Below are 18,122 nucleotides of genomic sequence, written 5' to 3' on the forward strand. Positions count from 1 at the left end.
AGCGTGATTCCGAAAAGTTGCAGACTTTTCGGAGCCAATCACGCGGCTGGAAACCACGCGCGGCGAAAGTCTTGCGACGGCGCGCTTATGGACGAAGGGGCGGAGAGGATCAAGACCGATGTTGCTGTTAGCTCGCCCGGACTATTCGTCCAGATCGGCCTTTGGCGCTGGCGCCGCTGCCTTGCCCGAGCCGCGTTTCACATTGCGCCGGATCATTCCGAAATCGGCGCCGCCGGTGGCGAAAGCCGTGACGAAGTAGAGCAGCGCCCCGCCGGCTACCAATGAGAGAAGCGTCACGGCCTTGATCACCAGTGGCGAGCCGGGGCCGAGCCTGACGGCCAGCCAGTGCTCGGCGAAATAGAGCGCCACCGCCATCACCGCAGCCGACAGCACCAGGCGCGGAATGCGCTTCAGCAATGGCACGTCGCGGCCCCAATGGCCGCGTCGGATCAGCACGGCGAGCAGCATCACAGCGTTGACCCAGCCGGCCACGGCCGAGGCCACCGCAATGCCGGGCGCGCCCATGCTCGGGAACAGCGTCAGTGCCGTGATCACGTTCACGCCGACCGAAATGGCGGCGAACATCATCGGCGTGCGCGTATCCTCGCGGGCGAAATAGCCGGGAGTGAAGGCCTTGATCAGCACGAAGGCCGGCAGGCCGAGGCCGAAAATCGCCAGGATCGCGGCCACGGTCGGCGTCGAGCCGTTGGCGGCGAAGGCGCCGCGCTCATAGACCAGCCGCACGATCGGCTCCGCCATTACCCAAAGGGCCGCCGCCGCCGGCAAGGTCATGAACAGCGTGAACTCGACCGAGCGGTTCTGCAGATTGGCCGCCTCGACCAGATTGCCCGATTTCAGCGCCCGCGACAGCTCCGGCAACAGCACGATGGCGACGGCAACGCCGACGACGCCGAGCGGCAGCTGGTAGATGCGGTCGGCGTAAGCAAGCGAGGACACGGCGCTGTCCTGCGCCGACGCGATCGCCGTGCCGATCAGCTGGTTGATCTGGGTGATGCCGCCGGTGATCGCCGCCGGCAGCGCCAGGATCAGCAGGCGCTTGACGTTGGGCGTCATCTTCGGCCGGCGAAAGCCGATGGCGATGCCGGCATTGCGCACCGCCACCCAGACGATGGCAAGCTGCACCAGCCCCGCCGCCAGCACGCCCCAGGACAGGCTGAAACCGACCTCACGGGCATCCATGCCGTGGTACCAGGCGTAGCCGAGCACGCTGATCAGGATGATGTTGAGGAAAGCCGGCGCCACGGCAGCCGCGAAATAGCGGCGCAGCGAATTTAGCATGCCGGCCATCATCGCTGCGAGCGACATGCAGATGAGATACGGGAACATGATCGTCGCCAGCAGGACGGTCGTCTCGAATTTGCCCGGCGTGTCGGCAAAGCCCGGCGCCACGAGATAGCGCACGATCAGCGGCATCGCCAATTCCATGACGATGGTCAGCGCCAGAAGTGCGGTGAACAGGACGCCGAACACTTCCTCCGAAAAGCGCTTGGCGCCGTCGGTGCCGTGGGTCTCGATCTCCTTGGCAAACAGCGGCACGAAGGCGGCGTTGAAAGCGCCTTCGGCAAACAGCCGGCGAAACGTGTTTGGAAACTGGAAGGCGGCGTTGAAGGCGTCCGCCACCGGCCCGGTGCCGAGTGCGGCAGCCATCAGCATCTCGCGGCCAAAGCCAAGGGCGCGGCTCATCAGCGTGCCGGACGCAACCGTGGCGAATTTCTTGACGAGGCTCATGCGCGGGGAGATTGCCTGGATGGTTGGGACAAAGGGGATGATTGGGACAAAGGGGGTGATTGGGACAAAGTGATGGTCACTCGGCCGCCGCCTTGGCCTTGCCGCCGCGCTCTGGGACAACGCCTTCAAGCGCCGCGATCAGCCTGGCGTGGATGGTGGCGGTGCGTGCCGGGTTGTCGATCTTCTGCCCCGTAAGGTCGGTGACATAGAAAGTGTCGATCACCTTCTCGCCGAAGGTGGTGATGTGAGCCGAGGCGATGTCGAGCGAGAGATCGGACAACGCACTGGTGATTTCCGACAACAGCCCAGGCCGGTCCAGTCCCTCGACCTCGATCACCGAAAACCGGTTCGACAGCGTGTTGCGGATTTCGGCGCGCGGCGGAATCTTGAACACCTTGGCGCCGCGCCGCGGCCGGGTGCGCTTCTCGATCATCTCCGGCAGCCAGCTCTTGCCCGACAGCACGTCCTCGATCAGCCGGCCGACGCGCTCGGCGCGACGGCGCTCATCCTCATCGCGGTCGAATTCCCGTGAGATCAGGATGATGTCCAGCGCGCGGCCGTCGGACGTGGTGAAGATCTGCGCGTCGACGATGTTGCCGCCGGCTCCCGCGCAGGCGCCGGCAATGACCGAAAGCAGGCGCGGATGATCCTGCGCCAACACGGTGATCTCGGTCACCGCCTCGAATTGGTGGGTCCTGACCACGGTGGCGAGCTTCTTGCCTGCCGCGTCGGCTTCGCGAATGAATTCGGCATGGCGCAGCTGATCGGGGAGGTCGACCGTCAGCAGATAGTTCTCGTAATGCAGGCCGACATAGCGCTTGCGGGCCTTGTCCGGCCAATCGGCCAGCGCCTCGGCCAGCCGCTCGCGCGCCGCCGCCGTCCGCTTGGCGCGCGACACTTCCGAGAAGCCGCCGGTCAAAAGCAGTTCGGTCTCGTAGTAGAGCGTGCGCAGGAGCTGGCCCTTCCAGCCGTTCCACACGCCCGGCCCGACACCCCTGATGTCGCAGACGGTCAGGATCAACAGCATTTTTAGCCGCTCAACCGATTGCACGATCGAGGCGAAATCCTCGATCGTCTTGCGGTCGTTGAGGTCGCGCGTCTGCGCCGTCATCGACATCACCAGATGGTTCTCGACCAGCCAGGCGACTGTCTCGGTGTCGGCCGCCGACAGCCCCATATGCGGGCAGATGCGGCGCGCGATCCGGGCGCCGGCCTCTGAGTGATCCTCCGGCCGGCCCTTGGCGATGTCGTGCAGCAGCACCGCGACATAGAGCGCCTCGCGGCTCTTCTCTAGCCCCGGCATCAGCGTGTGCGAGAGCGGATGCACCTTTTCGCCGTCGCCGCGCTCGATCTCGGCCAAGACGCCGATGCAGCGGATCAGGTGCTCGTCCACCGTATAGTGGTGGTACATCGAGAACTGCATCATGGCGACTATTCTGCCGAAATCGGGGATCAGCCTGCCGAGCAGACCGGCCTCGTTCATGCGCCGCAAATTAAGCTCGGCATTGCGGTCCGAGGTCAGGATGTCGAGGAACAGCCGGTTGGCCTCCTCGTCGCGCCGCAGCGACTTGTTGACCAGACCGAGCGAGCGGGTGAGCAGCTTCAGCGCATCGGGATGGAACTCCAGCCCGTGCTTGTCGGCGAACCAGAACAGCCTGAGCAGATTGACCGGGTCGCGCTCGAACACGCTGTCGTCGGCGACGTTGATGCGGTGATTGTCGACAATGAAGTCCGACGTGCCTGCCAGCTTGCGCTTGCGGCGCTGGAAGGTGAGGAAGATGCGGTTGAAGCCGGGCACATGCTTGGCCTGCTCTTCCTCGAGCGCGGCGCAGAAGATGCGGGTGAGGTCGCCGACATCCTTGGCGACGAGGAAGTAATGCTTCATGAAGCGCTCGACCGCCGACAGACCGGGATGGGTGGTGTAGCCCAGCCGTTCGGCGATCTCGCGCTGGATATCGAAATGCAGCCGTTCCTCTGGCTTGCCGGTGAGGAAATGCATGTGGCAGCGCACCGCCCACAGGAAGTCTTCGGCCTTCTGGAATTCGCGGTACTCGGCCTCGGTGAAGACACCTTTCTCGACCAATTCCTCGCCGGTGCGCACGCGATAGAAGTATTTGGCGATCCAGAACAGCGTCTGCAAATCGCGCAGGCCGCCCTTGCCGTCCTTGACGTTGGGCTCGACCAGATAGCGGCTTTCGCCGGCCTTGGCATGGCGATCGTCGCGTTCGGCGAGCTTGGCCTGCACATATTCCGGTCCGGTGGTGCGCACCACTTCATGGTCGAAGCGAGCGAGCAATTCGTCGAAGAGCTTCTGTTCGCCCCACAGGAACCGCGCTTCCAGGATCGTGGTGCGGATGGTGATATCGCTGCGCGACAGCCTGAGACACTCGTCGATGTTGCGGGTGGCGTGGCCAACCTTCAACCCGAGGTCCCACAGCATATAGAGCATATATTCGACGATCTGTTCGCCCCACGGCGTCTGCTTGTAGGGCAGCAGGAACAACAGGTCGATGTCGGAGCCCGGCGCCAGCGTGCCGCGGCCATAGCCGCCGACGGCGACGACCGCCATGCGCTCTGCGGTCGAGGGGCTTTTCACCCGGTAGACGTGGGTCGCGGCGAACTCGTAGAGGGCGCGGATGATCTCGTCCATCAGATGCGACAGCCGGGCGGCGCAGGCCGTGCCGCTGCCATCGTCCATCAGCATGCGCTCGGCAACCTTGCGGCCCTCGGTCAGCCGATCCTTCAGCAGCCGGAGCGCACCGACGCGCGCGCCGGGCTCGATGCCGCTGGCCGCCGAGATCAGCGCCGTCATGTCGCGGCGCAAAGCCTCGCTGTCGATCAGCGCGTCGAGCTTGAGGGAGATTTTTGCCATGGATTGCCGGTGGGCCTCGCCTTTGCGCGGCGTCTATAGCGCGTTTTCACGGCGCTGTGTATGGGGCGGACGGACGCGTCGGCCGCGATACCAGAAAGGGATGATCATCTCGCGCCGGAGCCGGAAGAGATCGGCGATCTGCCACGTCAACCGCCTGGTCTCGATCCTTACCTTGGCGGTGATTGGCCTGGGGCGCCGTTTACCTATCCCGCTTGCCACCCATTCCTCTGTTCGCTCCTGCTTGAGCAGGCTTGGCAATCTCACCGGACTGTCGCCGAGGAATTGTGCCTGCAGGCACAATGCTGGGACGAGTTGGTAAATGACCTTGTCGGACGAGGTAGCAAAACGCGGATTGAAGATGAGGTGATCGACGGGAATGCTGATCTCATTCGTTGCCGCAAGAAGGTCCCGCGCGGCCTGTCTGGACAGGATGTATCCCGCCGTACCGATATGGAGCCCGTGCAGTCTGCTCGCAAAAAAACCGTGGCCGCAGGCAACTTGCTTGCGTGAAATTACGGTCCGGTTGAAGAACGTTTCCAACTTGACGATGTCCGCATCGGCGGGAATCCAGCCCGCATCGGCAAGCAAAGCGCCGGCTTTGTCCGGGAAAACGACATCGTCCTCGAAAATCGCCGCGTAAGCATCCTCACCTGCAGCGATCGTCGACCAACACTGTTGGTGGCTGAGCAGGCAGGCAATCTCGGCGTCGGCCAGGCGCAAATGCTTCTTGCCCTGCGGCATTTCGGCCAGATCCGGCCGATCTCGCGCATCGATGGCGGCGACCCGCTCGAAGGCGATGCCGATGCGCGCGAACTCCGCCGTTACATGGGCGAGGCGATCGCGGGACCGATCGAGATTGATAATCAGGCATTTCATTTGGGTGGGATCGATGCAGTGGGACGCGCGTCCATAGCATGGGAACAAAGTTGCGTAAGCGATTTTCCCTCGATGTGCGCGATGACGGCCACGATCGAAAAGTGGAAATCGCCCCTTGACCTTCCAGTTACTGGAAGCACTACCTCCTCACCCAGACAGATACAAGGCACTTTTCGATGGCGCATTCCGAGCATCACCACCACGCGCACGCGGCCGATGGCAACTGCTGTACGGCAAAGGCTGCTGAGCCGGCCGCCGAAGCAGTGGTGCGCGATCCGGTCTGCGGCATGAGCGTCGATCCGGCAGCCGGTAAGCCGACGGCCGAGCATGGCGGCCGTCTCTTTCACTTCTGCAGCGAGGGTTGCCGTACGAAATTCGTCGCCGGGCCCGAAAAATACCTGACCGCCACCGACCCCGTCTGTGGCATGAGTGTCGACCGCGCTACCGCCAGGCATTTTTTCCGCCACGAAGGCCAGGGTTTCTATTTCTGCTCGGCCGGCTGCCGGGCGAAGTTCGAGGCCGAGCCGCAAAACTATCTCGGTGACAGGCCGACGCCGTCGCCAGTGCGGAAAGGCACGCAATACACCTGCCCGATGCATCCCGAAGTGATAAGAGACAAGCCCGGCTCCTGCCCGATCTGCGGCATGGCGCTTGAGCCGATGGGCGTTCCCACTGGCGATGAGGGCCCGAACCCCGAACTGGTAGACTTCACCAGACGGTTCTGGGTCAGCGCGGTGCTGTCCCTGCCGCTGCTGATCGTTGCCATGGCGCCGATGCTCGGCCTGACGTTCCAGGCGTTTGTCGACGGGCGAACGATGGTCTGGCTGGAATTGGCGCTGGCCAGCCCCGTCGTGCTGTGGGCGGCCTTCCCGTTCTTCCACCGAGGCTGGGAGTCGCTGGTCAACCGCAGCCCCAATATGTGGACGCTGATTTCGCTCGGTGTCGGCGCTGCCTATCTCTACAGCGTGGCGGCCACTCTGTTCCCGGACATTTTTCTACACCAGTTCCGCGGTCATGGCGGCACAGTGCCGGTCTATTTCGAGGCAGCCGCCGTCATCGTCGCGCTGGTATTCCTCGGTCAGGTGCTCGAATTGCGGGCGCGCGAAAAGACCGGCTCGGCCATCCGTGCGCTGCTCGACCTGGCGCCGAAGACGGCACGGCTGATCGGGGAGGACGGCTCCGACACCGACGTGCCGCTCGTTGCGGTCAAGACCGGCGACCACCTACGCCTCCGTCCGGGCGACGCCGTGCCGGTCGACGGCACTGTAACGGAAGGCCGTTCCTCCATCGACGAATCGATGATCTCGGGCGAGCCGCTGCCGGTCGAAAAAACGAAAGGCGATGCCTTGACCGGCGGCACGCTCAACAAGAACGGTTCGCTGATCATGCGCGCCGAAAAGGTCGGCTCCGAAACGACGCTTTCGCGCATCGTCGAGCTGGTCGCAAAGGCGCAGCGTTCGCGCGCGCCGATTCAAGGTTTAGCCGATCGCGTCTCCTTCTACTTCGTGCCGGCCGTCGTGCTGGTCGCGCTCATGGCCTTTGCCGCCTGGGCGATCTTCGGTCCCGAACCCAGCTTGATCTTTGCCATCGTCTCGGCGGTCTCGGTGCTGATCATCGCCTGCCCCTGCGCGCTCGGCCTGGCGACGCCGATGTCGATCATGACTGCCACCGGGCGCGGGGCGCACGCGGGCGTGCTGATCAAGGACGCGGCCGCGCTCGAGCGCTTCGCTTCGGTCGACACGTTGATCGTCGACAAGACCGGCACCTTGACCGAAGGCAAGCCTCGCTTGACCGATGTCGTCGCTGCCGAAGGCCTGTCTGAGAATGAATTGCTGGCGCTCGCCGCCGGCCTGGAAAAAGGCTCGGAGCATCCGCTGGCCGAGGCCATTGTCGGCGGCGCCGGCGAACGCGGCCTGACGCTCGTTGAGGCCGGCGGCTTCGACGCCGTCACCGGCAAGGGCGTATCCGGCACGGTGTCTGGCAGGAAGGTTTCGCTCGGCAACGCCGCCATGATGGCCGATGTCGGCATCGACACCGCTTCCCTGTCGGCCAGGGCCGAGGCGCTGCAGGCAGAAGGCAAGACGGCGATGTTCGTTGCGGTGGACAAAAAACTGGCCGGCATTGTCGCGGTCGCCGATCCGGTCAAGGCAACGACAGCCGAGGCGATCAGGGCGCTGCACGACAGAGGCTTGCGGATCATCATGGCGACCGGCGACAATGAATGCACGGCGCGCGCCATCGCCAAAAGCCTTGGCATTGACGAGGTGCGCGCCGGCCTGCTGCCGGAACAAAAGGCAGCCCTTGTCGAGGAGTTGCGTGCGAAAGGTGCCGGCGTAGCCATGGCCGGCGACGGCGTCAACGATGCGCCGGCCCTGGCCAGCGCCGATGTCGGCATCGCCATGGGCACCGGCGCCGATGTCGCTGTCGAGAGCGCCGGCATTACGCTGGTCAAGGGCGATCTCAACGGCATCGTCAGGGCCCGAACGCTCGCCCAGGGGACGATCCGCAACATCCGCCAGAATCTGTTTTTCGCCTTCCTCTACAATGTGCTTGGCGTGCCGGTTGCCGCCGGCGTGCTCTATCCGCTCACCGGCACGCTTTTGTCGCCGATGCTGGCGGCGGCGGCCATGAGCCTGTCTTCGGTTTCGGTCATCGCCAACGCATTGCGGCTGCGGACGTTGAAACTCTGAGCAAAGCCCCCAGATACGAATATCAATCAACAGGAGATCATGGATGACCTTGGCTAAGAAGATCGTGCTTTTGATGATGGCGGCGGGAATGCTGCTTGCCGTTTTCCTCGAAAGCGTCCCGGCGCAATCCGAAGAGATGAAACACGACATGGGCGCGATGGGCGCGCAAGGTCCTTCGACCGACGGCTACAAGGCGGCGATGGACAAGATGCACACCGACATGATGATCGAATATTCCGGCAATGCCGATGTCGATTTCGTGCGCGGCATGATCCCGCATCATCGGGGCGCGATCGACATGGCCAAGGTGGAACTCGCCAATGGCAAGGATCCCGAAATCCGCAAGCTGGCCGAAGATGTCATCGCCGCGCAGGAAGCCGAGATCGCCAAGATGCAGGCCTGGCTCGCCGCCCATCCGGCGAAGTAAGGCAGCAACGGCCATGCCGGAGAGATTCATTCTGGATTTCTCTCCGTGCTTGTGATGCCATTCGCATCGATTACACGGCGCCAGGAGCCCACATGCCATCGACGATAAGAGCCACCACACTGCCTTCGGGCGAGGCCGTCCAGGTGCTGGGACAGGGCACATGGAAGATGGGCGAGGATTCCCGCCGCCGCGCCGGCGAGGTCAATGCCCTGAAGCTCGGGCTGGACCTCGGCATCACGTTGATCGACACCGCTGAAATGTATGCCAGCGGCGGCGCCGAGGAGGTGGTAGCGGAAGCCATTGCCGGGCGCCGCGACGAACTCTTTCTTGTCTCCAAGGTATTGCCGTCCAATGCCTCGCGCGCCGGCGTGGCGCGGGCCTGCGAAAACAGCTTGAAGCGCCTGCGCACCGACCGCATCGATCTCTATCTCCTGCACTGGCCGGGCAGTGTGCCTCTATCTGAAACCGTCGAGGCTTTCGAGGCGCTGAAGGAGGCCGGCAAGATACGCCACTGGGGTGTCAGCAATTTCGACACCGACGAAATGGAGGAGCTGACCGGCCTGTCGTCTGGCAATCATGTCCAGACCAACCAGGTGCTCTACAATCTGTCGCGGCGCGGCCCCGAATTCGATCTCGCACCGTGGAGCCGGCAGCGCGGCATCCCGCTGATGGCCTATTCGCCGGTCGAGCAGGGCGCGCTGGCGCGCAATTCCAGGCTGGAAACCATCGCCGCCCGCCACAACGCCACGGCAGCACAGATCGCGCTTGCCTGGGTGATGGCGCAGCCCGGTGTCATCGCCATCCCGAAGGCGAGCAGCCAGGAGCATGTCCGCCAGAATGTTGCCGCGCTCGACATCGAGCTGACGGCCGAAGACCTCGCCGAACTCGACCGCGCCTTTCCACCGCCGACGCGCAAGCGCGGGCTGGAGATGATCTAGATTGGAACGGGTTTCGACCGGGTATCATCATACGGCGTATAGAGTCGGAGCCATGACGGTCACGTCGCTGCGCGACGGTTACGTCGACATGCCAATCAGGCGGCTGCGCCAGCCCGGAGACCGGACATTCGGTGACAACCTGCCCTCGCATGTACCGCTCGTCGACGGTGCGCTCAGGCTGTCGGTCAACGCCTTCGCCATCGATGACGGCGACGACATCACGCTGATCGACACAGGGGCTTCGAACGCCTGGCACCCGACAATGGGGCACCTGCCCGAGGCGCTGCGCGAGGCGAAGATCGCCACCGACCGGATTCGGACTGTTGCTTTCACCCACACCCATCTCGACCATATACACGGGCTCATCCTTGCCGATGGTGGCGACGGCTTCCCGCAGCTCTCTCGCCTGCTTGTCCCGCGCGCTGAGCTCGGCATGTTTCGCGACGTGGCGAGGCTGGAATGCTTCCACGATCGCGCCCAGCCTCTCGATGCTGGACAGCGCGTCAGCGCTGACATCGATACGATCGGCTCCGCTGGCCATGAAGCCGGCCACACTTGCTTTCGCGTTGTGAGCGCAGGCGAAACACTGTTGATCTGGGGCGACATCGTACATGTGCCGTCGCTTCAATTCGCTCGACCCGAGATCACGTGGGAATTCGACGCAGACCAGCAGCAGGCGAGGGCAAGCCGGTTGCAAATGCTGGCGCTTGCGGCCAACAACGACTGCTACGTCGCCGGCGCGCATCTTGATTCGCCCGGCGTCGGCCGGGTTTTTCGAACCGAGACGGCTTTCCGCTTCGAGCCCTTGTAGCACTCTAGCCGAGCGCCGCCCGCGCCCGTCGCAACGCGCGCGAAAACACTGCGGTGTCGTCGAAGGCGCGCGCCAGCGTGAGCGCGCCCAGGATGGCGCCGACCGTCTCTGCGGCGATTTCATCCGCCTTGGCCGGGTCGTGTCCGGCGCGCGTCAGCGCTTCGGCAAGATGCGCCACCCAGCGGCCGAAATAGCTTTTGATCGCAATGGCGAAGAGGTCGCGGGATTCGTCCAGCGCGAAGGCGCCGATCAGGCACACCCGGCGTCCCGAGCGGAAATAGCTGTCGGTCGCTTCGAACATCCGATCGATGCCCGTGCGAGGGTAGGCCCTGTCCTGCAACGGCACGAAGACATTCTCCTCGAACCAGCCATCTATATGGGCAATGACAGCCGCCGCCATCTCTTCCTTGCCGCCGGGGAAGAAGTGGTAAAGGCTGCCTTTGCCTAGGCCGGTCGCCGCACCGATCCGCGCCAGGCTCGCCCCTTCATAGCCGTGTTCGCGGAAAACCTCGCCGATGATGGAGAGCAAATCGGCGCGATCGGGCGCGATCCTGCGCATGCGCTAGTTTTTCCGCTTGAGCATGATCTTTGCCGAAAACCGCGACACAGTTCTAGGGATCACACTCTAAAGTCCGAGTTCGGTCAGGCCGGGATGGTCGTCCGGCCGGCGGCCGAGCGGCCAGTGATATTTGCGCTCACCCTCAGCGATCGGCAGGTCGTTGATGCTGGCGACGCGCCTACGCATCAGTCCATCCGCGTCAAATTCCCAATTCTCATTGCCGTAGGAGCGGAACCAGTGGCCACTGTCGTCGCGCCATTCATAGGCAAAGCGCACCGCAATGCGGTTGTCGTTCCAGGTCCAGACCTCCTTGATCAGCCGGTAGTCCAGCTCGCGCGCCCATTTGCGCGTGAGGAAGGAGACGATCTCATTTCTGCCCGAGACGAACTCAGCGCGGTTGCGCCAGGTGCTGTCTTGCGTATAGGCGAGCGAAACCCGTTCGGGATCGCGGCTGTTCCAGGCGTCTTCGGCAAGCCGAGCCTTCTGCGCGGCGGTCTCGGCGGTGAAGGGCGGCAGCGGCGGACGGCTCATGTCATTCTCCCATCGGCAAAGGCGATGGCGAGCATTGTACCAAACGGTACAATTGGTCAAGGCTGAAATCGGACTAGGTTTTCCCCGCCAGCCCCTTCAGCCGGTAGAGCGCTTCCAGCGCCTCGCGCGGCGTCATCTCGTCTGGATTGATCTCACCCAGCGCTGCGCCCAATGCGTCGCTCTTCGCAGGCTTTGCCGCTTCCCGCTTCATTGCCACCGAAAACAGCGGCAGATCGTCGACCAGCCGGTTGGCCTTGCCGGAGACATCGCCTTCCTCGAGCTGATGCAGCACCTCTTTGGCCCGGCCGACCACCGCTTCGGGCAGACCGGCAAGGCGAGCGACCTGAACGCCATAGGAGCGATCGGCGGCACCCTTGCCGACCTCGTGCAGGAAGACCACGTCGCCTTCCCACTCCTTAACCCGCATCGTGACATTGTGCAGTCGCGGCAGCTTGCCGGAGAGTGCCGTCATTTCGTGGAAATGAGTGGCGAAGATCGCCCGGCAGCGGTTCTTCTCGTGCAGATACTCGACTGCCGCCCAGGCGATCGACAGGCCATCGAACGTGGCGGTGCCGCGACCGATCTCGTCGAGGATCACCAGCGCCCGTTCGCCGGCCTGGTTGAGGATCGCCGCCGTCTCTACCATCTCGACCATGAAGGTCGAACGGCCACGCGCCAGATCGTCCGAGGCGCCGACCCGCGAGAACAGCCGGTCGACAACGCCGATATGGGCCGACGTCGCCGGCACGAAGGAACCGGTTTGGGCGAGGATGGCGATCAGTGCGTTTTGCCGCAGGAAGGTCGACTTACCGCCCATATTCGGACCGGTGAGCAGCCAAATCGCGCCGGCCTTGGCCCCGTCTTGCGGCGACAGATCGCAATCATTGGCGACAAACGGCCCTTCGCCCGAGCGCCGCAGCGCCTGTTCCACCACCGGATGGCGTCCGCCCGAGATATCGAAGGCGAGGCTGGAATCGACCAGCGGCCGGCACCAGGCTTCACTCTCCGACAACAGCGCGAGCGCCGCCGACACGTCAAGTACGGCAAGCGCATCGGCGCCGGCGCGAATTTTTTGCGCCTCGGCGACCGCCTCTGTCGTCAGCGTGTCGAAAGCGGCAAGCTCGATGCTCAGCGCCCGGTCGGCGGCATTGGCGATTTTGGTCTCGAGTTCGGCAAGTTCGGTCGTGGTGAAACGCATGGCGTTGGCCATGGTCTGGCGGTGGATGAAGCGCGCCTTGGCGCCGTCGCTTCCAGTCATGATTGAATGGTGGTTGGCCGTCACCTCGATGTAATAGCCCAGCACATTGTTGTGGCGGATTTTCAGCGAGCGGATGCCGGTCTCCTCGATCAGCGAGCGCTCCAGTCCGGCGATCACCTTGCGCGATTCGTCGCGCAGCGCCCGCATTTCGTCGAGCTCGGCATGGTAGCCGCCGCGCACGAAGCCGCCGTCGCGCCTGAGCAACGGCAGTTCCTCGCCAAGAGCCTGGGTCAGATGCTCGGCCAGCGCACGCGGCAGCGCCTTGATCGCGGCAAGTGCTTCCGTCAATTCATGGGGCAGCGCTATTGCGGCGAAGATTTCGGCAATGGTGGCCGCCGCTTCAAAGCCGGCACGCAGCGCGCCGAGATCGCGTGGACCGCCGCGGTTGAGCGCCAACCGCGACAGCGCCCGCGGCATGTCGGCGACGCTCTTCAGGCTTGACCGCACAGCCTGGCAGAGCAGCGTCTCGGTGCGGAAGAACGATACCGAATCAAGCCGGGCAGCAATCGCCGCCGGATCGGTTAGCGGCGCCATCAGCCGGTCGGCGAGCAGCCTGGCGCCGCCGCCGGTGACCGTGCGGTCTATAGCCTTGAACAGCGAGCCGTCGCGGCTGCCCGACAGCGTGCGCAACAGTTCCAGATTGCCGCGTGTCGCAGGATCGATGAACAGCGTCGAGCCCTGCTCCTCGCGTTCGGGACGCGACAAAGGCGGCCGCTCGGCCTTCTGCGTCTTTTCGACATAGGCGATGGCGCCCGAGATCGCCGACAATTCGGCGCGCGAGAAGGCACCGAAACTGTCCGGCGTCGCCACTTCGAAGAAGCGCGCGATCCGCCCCGCTGCCGAAGCCGAATCGAAAAGCGACGGCGGCTGCGGGCTGGCGACGCGGCCGATGAAGTCGAACGCCGGCTTCAGCTCGGGATCGTAAAACACCGGCTCGGCGACGATCAGCTCGCGCGGGTCGACGCGGAAGACATCGGCCAGCAGGCGGTCGGCCGTGGTTTCGGCGACGCGGAAGACGCCGGTCGAGATCTCGATCCAGGCCAGGGCGAAGGCGTCACCGCTGTTGCCGCCCTTCACCCGCCCTAGCGCCATCAGGAAGCTCGATTCCGACGGCGCCAGCAATTTATCCTCGGTGATGGTGCCTGGCGTCACCAGGCGCACCACGTCACGGCGTACGACCGATTTGCCGCCGCGCTTCCTGGCTTCCGCCGGGTCCTCGATCTGCTCGCAGACGGCAACGCGAAAACCTTGGCCGATCAGCTTTTGCAGATAGTCGTCGGCCGCATGCACCGGCACGCCGCACATCGGAATGTCGTTACCCTGGTGCTTGCCGCGCTTGGTCAGGACGATGCCCAGCGCCTTACTCGCCTTTTCGGCGTCGTCGAAGAACAGCTCGTAGAAATCGCCCATGCGGTAGAACAGCAGAGAATCCGGGTTCGCCGCCTTGATCTCGATATATTGCTCCATCATTGGCGTGACGCTGCCGACGGGCGCAGGCGGTGTCACCTCGGGGGCGTCGGTTTCTGCTGAAGTGTGCATGTTCATGCCCGCACGCTAGCAGATGTGGGTGCGGGGTTTAATGCCGGCGGCCCGAAAAGCAGGGGACGACCGGCCTCGACGGCGGCTTGTGCTCCCTCTACCCCGGGTGAAGCCGTTGGTTGCATCGGGCGACAACCCGACCCTATGATCGCCCTGGCGGGATAGGCGGCATGGATCAGGACAAGCAGGAAGGGTTCGAGGAACTGGTCGGTCCGGCTGGATCGACCGCCACGCGCCTGTTGCTTTTGGCGGCGCGGCGCGTGCATCGGACCAAAAGCAAGCTGCGCGGGTCGGTGCGCAAACGCGTTCCCTTCCTCCTGCCGACACGCGGCCCGCTGTCCGATCTCGATAGCGGCATCGACATGTCGCTGCATGTGCTCAGCCGCGACCCGCTGGTGCTCTATGTCCCGATTGGCGGAGCCCGTCCGCTCTATCCGCTGGCGGCCCTTGGCCGGCGCCTGGCGGGACGGCGCGTCACCTTCCTGACGATGCAGACCTGGACCATGGAGCGGCCGGCTGTCATCTCCCGGATGGGCCGCGATCTCGCCTGGTATGCCGGCCGGTTTCCGCTGCACGAAATCATCTTCCTGTGCAACACCGAGGAAGAGCGCCGTCTCGTCGCGGCTGCGGGCGGCAATGCCATCTTCTCCAACCACAATCTGATGGTGTCGGAGGATATATTCCGGCCGCTGCCGGACGTGCCGGTCGAATTCGACGCCGTCTACAATGGCCGCATCTCGCCGATCAAACGCCATCACCTCGCCTTCGACATAGAGCGGCTGGCCCACATCACCTATTCGATCGGCGAATTGCCGCCGGTTGCCGCCCGCGCCTTTGTCCGGCGACTGCAGGCGCAATCGCCGCTCCACAAAATCGCCAATCCGCTCGTCGACGGCTGGCCGGGCAAGCTGACGGCGCAACAGGTCAACCGCGTCTACAACCAGGCCGCCGTCGGGCTGTGCCTGTCGGCCGTGGAAGGAGCGATGTACTCCTCGATGGAATATCTGATGGCCGGCCTGCCGATTGTCAGCACCCCGAGCCTTGGCGGCCGCGACGTCTATTTCGATCCGGATTATTGCATCGTCGCCGATCCGGAACCGGCTGCCATTCGCCGCGCCGTCGAGACGCTGCGAGATCGTGCCATACCGCGTCAGCACATCCGCCGCCGCACGCTGGAGAAGGTTCACGCCCAGCGCATCGAACTCATGGCGTTCCTGACTGCATTGCTGCGGCGCAAGGGAAGCCGTGCGCCACTCATCGAGACGTGGCCTTTCCCCGGCACAGACGGCATGATGCGACGGGGAACGGTGCGCGAAATCGCTGCCTTCGTCAGCGAGCCAGAGCCGACGTGACGCCATTCGACCCTCGGGAGATTTCGCTGCGGGCGTGAAGATCGCTTGGCGATTTACAGCGGTGGCGTGTAGCCTTGATTCAGACGTTTCAAAAACACGCACCCGTCTCAAGGGGGCGACACCGGCGAGGAAATCAAAAGCATCATGGCCAAGAAAACCGAAAACAGCGGCCCCTCCGTCAGCGCCGAGGAGGCGCTGGAATTCCACGCCATGGGCCGCCCCGGCAAGCTGGAGATCGTCGCCACCAAGCCGATGGCGACGCAGCGCGATCTGAGCCTCGCCTATTCGCCGGGTGTCGCGGTTCCTGTGCTGGCCATCGCCGAAGACCCCAGCCGCGCCTTCGACTACACGACGCGCGGCAACATGGTCGCCGTCATCTCCAACGGCACCGCCATTCTCGGCCTCGGCAATCTCGGCGCGTTGGCCTCCAAGCCGGTGATGGAAGGCAAGGCGGTGCTGTTCAAGCGCTTCGCCGATGTCGATTCCATCGATCTCGAGGTCGACACCGAGGATGCCGACGAATTCATCAATTGCGTGCGCTTTCTCGGCCCGTCCTTCGGCGGCATCAACCTGGAAGACATCAAGGCGCCGGAATGCTTCATCATCGAGCAGCGCCTGCGTGAATTGATGGACATCCCGGTCTTCCATGACGACCAGCACGGCACCGCCATCATCTCGGCCGCCGGGCTGATCAACGCGCTGGAGATCACCGGCCGCGACATGAAGACCACGAAAATGGTCTGCAACGGCGCCGGCGCCGCCGGCATCGCCTGCATCGAACTGATGAAGGCGATGGGCTTTGCCCCCGAGAACATAATCCTGTGCGACACCAAGGGCGTCGTCTACCAGGGCCGCACCGAAGGCATGAACCAGTGGAAGTCGGCGCATGCGGTCAAGACCGACACGCGCAGCCTGGCCGAGGCGCTGGACGGCGCCGACGTCTTCCTCGGCCTGTCGGCCAAGGGCGCATTGACCACCAAGATGGTGCAGTCGATGGCCAAGAACCCGATCATCTTCGCCATGGCCAATCCCGACCCGGAGATCACGCCGGAGGAAGTGGCCGAAATCCGCACCGACGCCATCATGGCCACCGGGCGTTCCGACTACCCCAACCAGGTCAACAATGTGCTGGGCTTCCCCTACATCTTCCGCGGTGCGCTGGATGTCAGGGCCACCACCATCAATGACGACATGAAGATCGCCGCAGCGAGAGCGCTGGCCGACCTGGCGCGCAAGGACGTGCCCGACGATGTCGCCGCCGCCTATCAGGGCAACCGGCCGAAATTCGGCCCGAACTACATCATCCCGGTGCCGTTCGATCCGCGCCTGATCTCGGCCATCCCGCTCGCTGTGGCCAAGGCGGCGATGGAGTCAGGCGTCGCCCGCAAGCCGATCCTCGACCTCGACCGCTACGCGCAGGAACTGTCGGCCCGCCGCGACCCGATCGCCTCGACCTTGCAGCGCATCTACGACCGCGTCCGCCGCCAGCCCAAGCGCATCGTCTTTGCCGAGGGCGAGGAAGAACAGGTGATGCGCGCCGCCGTCTCCTATGTGAACCAGAAGCTCGGCACCGCGATCCTGCTCGGCCGCGACGATGTCATCAAGGAAAACGCCAGGCACGCCGGCATCGACCTCAACAAGCAAGGCATCGAGATCATCAATGCCAGGCTGTCGCGCCGCAACGGCATCTATACCGATTATCTCTACGAGCGCATGCAGCGCAAAGGCTTCCTGTTCCGCGACTGCCAGCGGCTGATCAACAACGACCGCAACCATTTCGCCGCCTGCATGGTGGCGCTGGGCGATGCCGACGGCATCGTCACCGGCGTCACCCGCAACTATTCCACGGCGCTTGACGATATCCGCCGCGTCATCGACGCCAAGCCCGGACACCGCGTCATCGGCGTCTCCATCGTGCTCGCGCGGGGCAAAACAGTCCTCGTCGCCGATACCGCCGTGCACGACATGCCCAATGCCGAGCAGATCGCCGACATCGCCGAAGAGGCGGCGGGATTTGCCCGCCGCATGGGCTACGAGCCGAGGCTCGCCATGCTTGCCTATTCGACCTTCGGCCACCCGCAGGGCGAACGCTCCGAGCGGGTGCAGGAAGCGGTGCGTATCCTGGACAAGCGCCGCGTCGATTTCGAATATGACGGCGAGATGGCCGCCGACGTTGCGTTGAACGCCCGCGCCATGGCGCAGTATCCGTTCATCCGGCTGACCGGCCCGGCCAACGTGCTGATCATGCCGGCGTTCCACTCGGCCTCGATCTCGACCAAGATGCTGCAGGAACTCGGCGGCTCCACCGTCATCGGCCCGCTGCTGGTCGGCCTCAACAAGCCGGTCCAGATCGTCTCGCTGAACGCCAAGGATTCGGACATCGTCAACATGGCTGCGATCGCGGCCTATAGCGCGGGAGCCTGATTGGCGGCAAAATCGCCAACCCATAAGAGATTGATAATATTCGGCTGCTATAGGGAACGTTCTCGCCCCCTATGGCCTTATGGCATTGGCGGCGCG

The 18,122-nt window shown here is 64.1% G+C and carries 12 protein-coding genes; 6 read left to right on the forward strand and 6 right to left on the reverse strand.

Annotation, left to right across the window (positions count from 1 at the left end):
- Positions 1-141 precede the first annotated feature (141 nt).
- The 3 genes from murJ to AC3CCE_RS15620 all read right to left on the reverse strand — a co-directional run bounded on the left by murJ (position 142) and on the right by AC3CCE_RS15620 (position 5,497).
- Complete coding sequence (murJ, locus tag AC3CCE_RS15610; RefSeq protein WP_023712866.1) at positions 142-1,749, reverse strand: murein biosynthesis integral membrane protein MurJ; 1,608 nt, start codon at positions 1,747-1,749, stop codon at positions 142-144.
- 76 nt (positions 1,750-1,825) lie between these two features.
- Positions 1,826-4,621: a [protein-PII] uridylyltransferase gene (locus AC3CCE_RS15615; RefSeq protein WP_023715570.1), complete on the reverse strand. Its 2,796-nt coding sequence runs from the start codon at positions 4,619-4,621 to the stop codon at positions 1,826-1,828.
- Positions 4,622-4,654: 33 nt separating this feature from the next.
- Positions 4,655-5,497: a glycosyltransferase family 25 protein gene (locus AC3CCE_RS15620; RefSeq protein WP_352496904.1), complete on the reverse strand. Its 843-nt coding sequence runs from the start codon at positions 5,495-5,497 to the stop codon at positions 4,655-4,657.
- Positions 5,498-5,673: 176 nt separating this feature from the next.
- Here AC3CCE_RS15620 and AC3CCE_RS15625 point away from each other — a divergent pair, with 176 nt between their 5' ends.
- The 4 genes from AC3CCE_RS15625 (at position 5,674) to AC3CCE_RS15640 (ending at position 10,363) form a co-directional block, all read left to right on the forward strand.
- Positions 5,674-8,187: a heavy metal translocating P-type ATPase gene (locus AC3CCE_RS15625; protein WP_352624007.1), complete on the forward strand. Its 2,514-nt coding sequence runs from the start codon at positions 5,674-5,676 to the stop codon at positions 8,185-8,187.
- 43 nt (positions 8,188-8,230) lie between these two features.
- Positions 8,231-8,614 (forward strand): CopM family metallochaperone, encoded by a 384-nt coding sequence (gene copM, locus AC3CCE_RS15630; protein ID WP_023685134.1) that lies wholly within the window; start codon positions 8,231-8,233, stop codon positions 8,612-8,614.
- Between the two features lie 92 nt (positions 8,615-8,706).
- On the forward strand, positions 8,707-9,552 hold the full coding sequence (locus AC3CCE_RS15635) for an aldo/keto reductase (RefSeq protein WP_023685133.1): 846 nt from the start codon (positions 8,707-8,709) through the stop codon (positions 9,550-9,552).
- A 52-nt stretch (positions 9,553-9,604) separates the two neighbouring features.
- On the forward strand, positions 9,605-10,363 hold the full coding sequence (locus AC3CCE_RS15640) for an MBL fold metallo-hydrolase (protein WP_023685132.1): 759 nt from the start codon (positions 9,605-9,607) through the stop codon (positions 10,361-10,363).
- Positions 10,364-10,367: 4 nt separating this feature from the next.
- Here the strand turns inward: AC3CCE_RS15640 and AC3CCE_RS15645 are convergent, their stop codons facing one another.
- The 3 genes from AC3CCE_RS15645 to mutS all read right to left on the reverse strand — a co-directional run bounded on the left by AC3CCE_RS15645 (position 10,368) and on the right by mutS (position 14,256).
- The gene (locus tag AC3CCE_RS15645) at positions 10,368-10,922 is read right to left on the reverse strand and encodes a TetR/AcrR family transcriptional regulator (protein WP_352624004.1); all 555 of its coding nucleotides are present in this window, start codon (positions 10,920-10,922) and stop codon (positions 10,368-10,370) included.
- A 66-nt stretch (positions 10,923-10,988) separates the two neighbouring features.
- On the reverse strand, positions 10,989-11,453 hold the full coding sequence (locus tag AC3CCE_RS15650; protein ID WP_352624002.1) for a nuclear transport factor 2 family protein: 465 nt from the start codon (positions 11,451-11,453) through the stop codon (positions 10,989-10,991).
- 73 nt (positions 11,454-11,526) lie between these two features.
- Positions 11,527-14,256 carry a DNA mismatch repair protein MutS gene (mutS, locus tag AC3CCE_RS15655; RefSeq protein WP_352624000.1) on the reverse strand — a complete coding sequence of 910 codons (2,730 nt, stop codon included), beginning with the start codon at positions 14,254-14,256 and terminating at the stop codon, positions 11,527-11,529.
- 164 nt (positions 14,257-14,420) lie between these two features.
- Here mutS and AC3CCE_RS15660 point away from each other — a divergent pair, with 164 nt between their 5' ends.
- Together AC3CCE_RS15660 and AC3CCE_RS15665 are read left to right on the forward strand one after the other, a co-directional pair.
- Positions 14,421-15,602: a glycosyltransferase family protein gene (locus AC3CCE_RS15660; protein WP_352511031.1), complete on the forward strand. Its 1,182-nt coding sequence runs from the start codon at positions 14,421-14,423 to the stop codon at positions 15,600-15,602.
- 144 nt (positions 15,603-15,746) lie between these two features.
- Entirely contained in the window at positions 15,747-18,026 is a 2,280-nt protein-coding gene (locus AC3CCE_RS15665; RefSeq protein WP_023685127.1) for an NADP-dependent malic enzyme, read from the forward strand.
- Positions 18,027-18,122: the final 96 nt, after the last annotated feature.

The organism is Mesorhizobium sp. P160187, assembly GCF_057766425.1.

What these genes read in the sequence shown, in the direction of transcription:
- AC3CCE_RS15650 (WP_352624002.1), bottom strand. Translation starts at nt 11,453, where the DNA reads ATGAGCCGTCCGCCGCTGCCGCCCTTCACCGCCGAGACCGCCGCGCAG.
- AC3CCE_RS15615 (WP_023715570.1), bottom strand. Translation starts at nt 4,621, where the DNA reads ATGGCAAAAATCTCCCTCAAGCTCGACGCGCTGATCGACAGCGAGGCT.
- mutS (WP_352624000.1), bottom strand. Translation starts at nt 14,256, where the DNA reads ATGAACATGCACACTTCAGCAGAAACCGACGCCCCCGAGGTGACACCG.
- AC3CCE_RS15625 (WP_352624007.1), top strand. Translation starts at nt 5,674, where the DNA reads ATGGCGCATTCCGAGCATCACCACCACGCGCACGCGGCCGATGGCAAC.
- AC3CCE_RS15635 (WP_023685133.1), top strand. Translation starts at nt 8,707, where the DNA reads ATGCCATCGACGATAAGAGCCACCACACTGCCTTCGGGCGAGGCCGTC.
- AC3CCE_RS15645 (WP_352624004.1), bottom strand. Translation starts at nt 10,922, where the DNA reads ATGCGCAGGATCGCGCCCGATCGCGCCGATTTGCTCTCCATCATCGGC.
- AC3CCE_RS15660 (WP_352511031.1), top strand. Translation starts at nt 14,421, where the DNA reads ATGGATCAGGACAAGCAGGAAGGGTTCGAGGAACTGGTCGGTCCGGCT.
- murJ (WP_023712866.1), bottom strand. Translation starts at nt 1,749, where the DNA reads ATGAGCCTCGTCAAGAAATTCGCCACGGTTGCGTCCGGCACGCTGATG.
- AC3CCE_RS15620 (WP_352496904.1), bottom strand. Translation starts at nt 5,497, where the DNA reads ATGAAATGCCTGATTATCAATCTCGATCGGTCCCGCGATCGCCTCGCC.
- AC3CCE_RS15665 (WP_023685127.1), top strand. Translation starts at nt 15,747, where the DNA reads ATGGCCAAGAAAACCGAAAACAGCGGCCCCTCCGTCAGCGCCGAGGAG.
- AC3CCE_RS15640 (WP_023685132.1), top strand. Translation starts at nt 9,605, where the DNA reads ATGACGGTCACGTCGCTGCGCGACGGTTACGTCGACATGCCAATCAGG.
- copM (WP_023685134.1), top strand. Translation starts at nt 8,231, where the DNA reads ATGACCTTGGCTAAGAAGATCGTGCTTTTGATGATGGCGGCGGGAATG.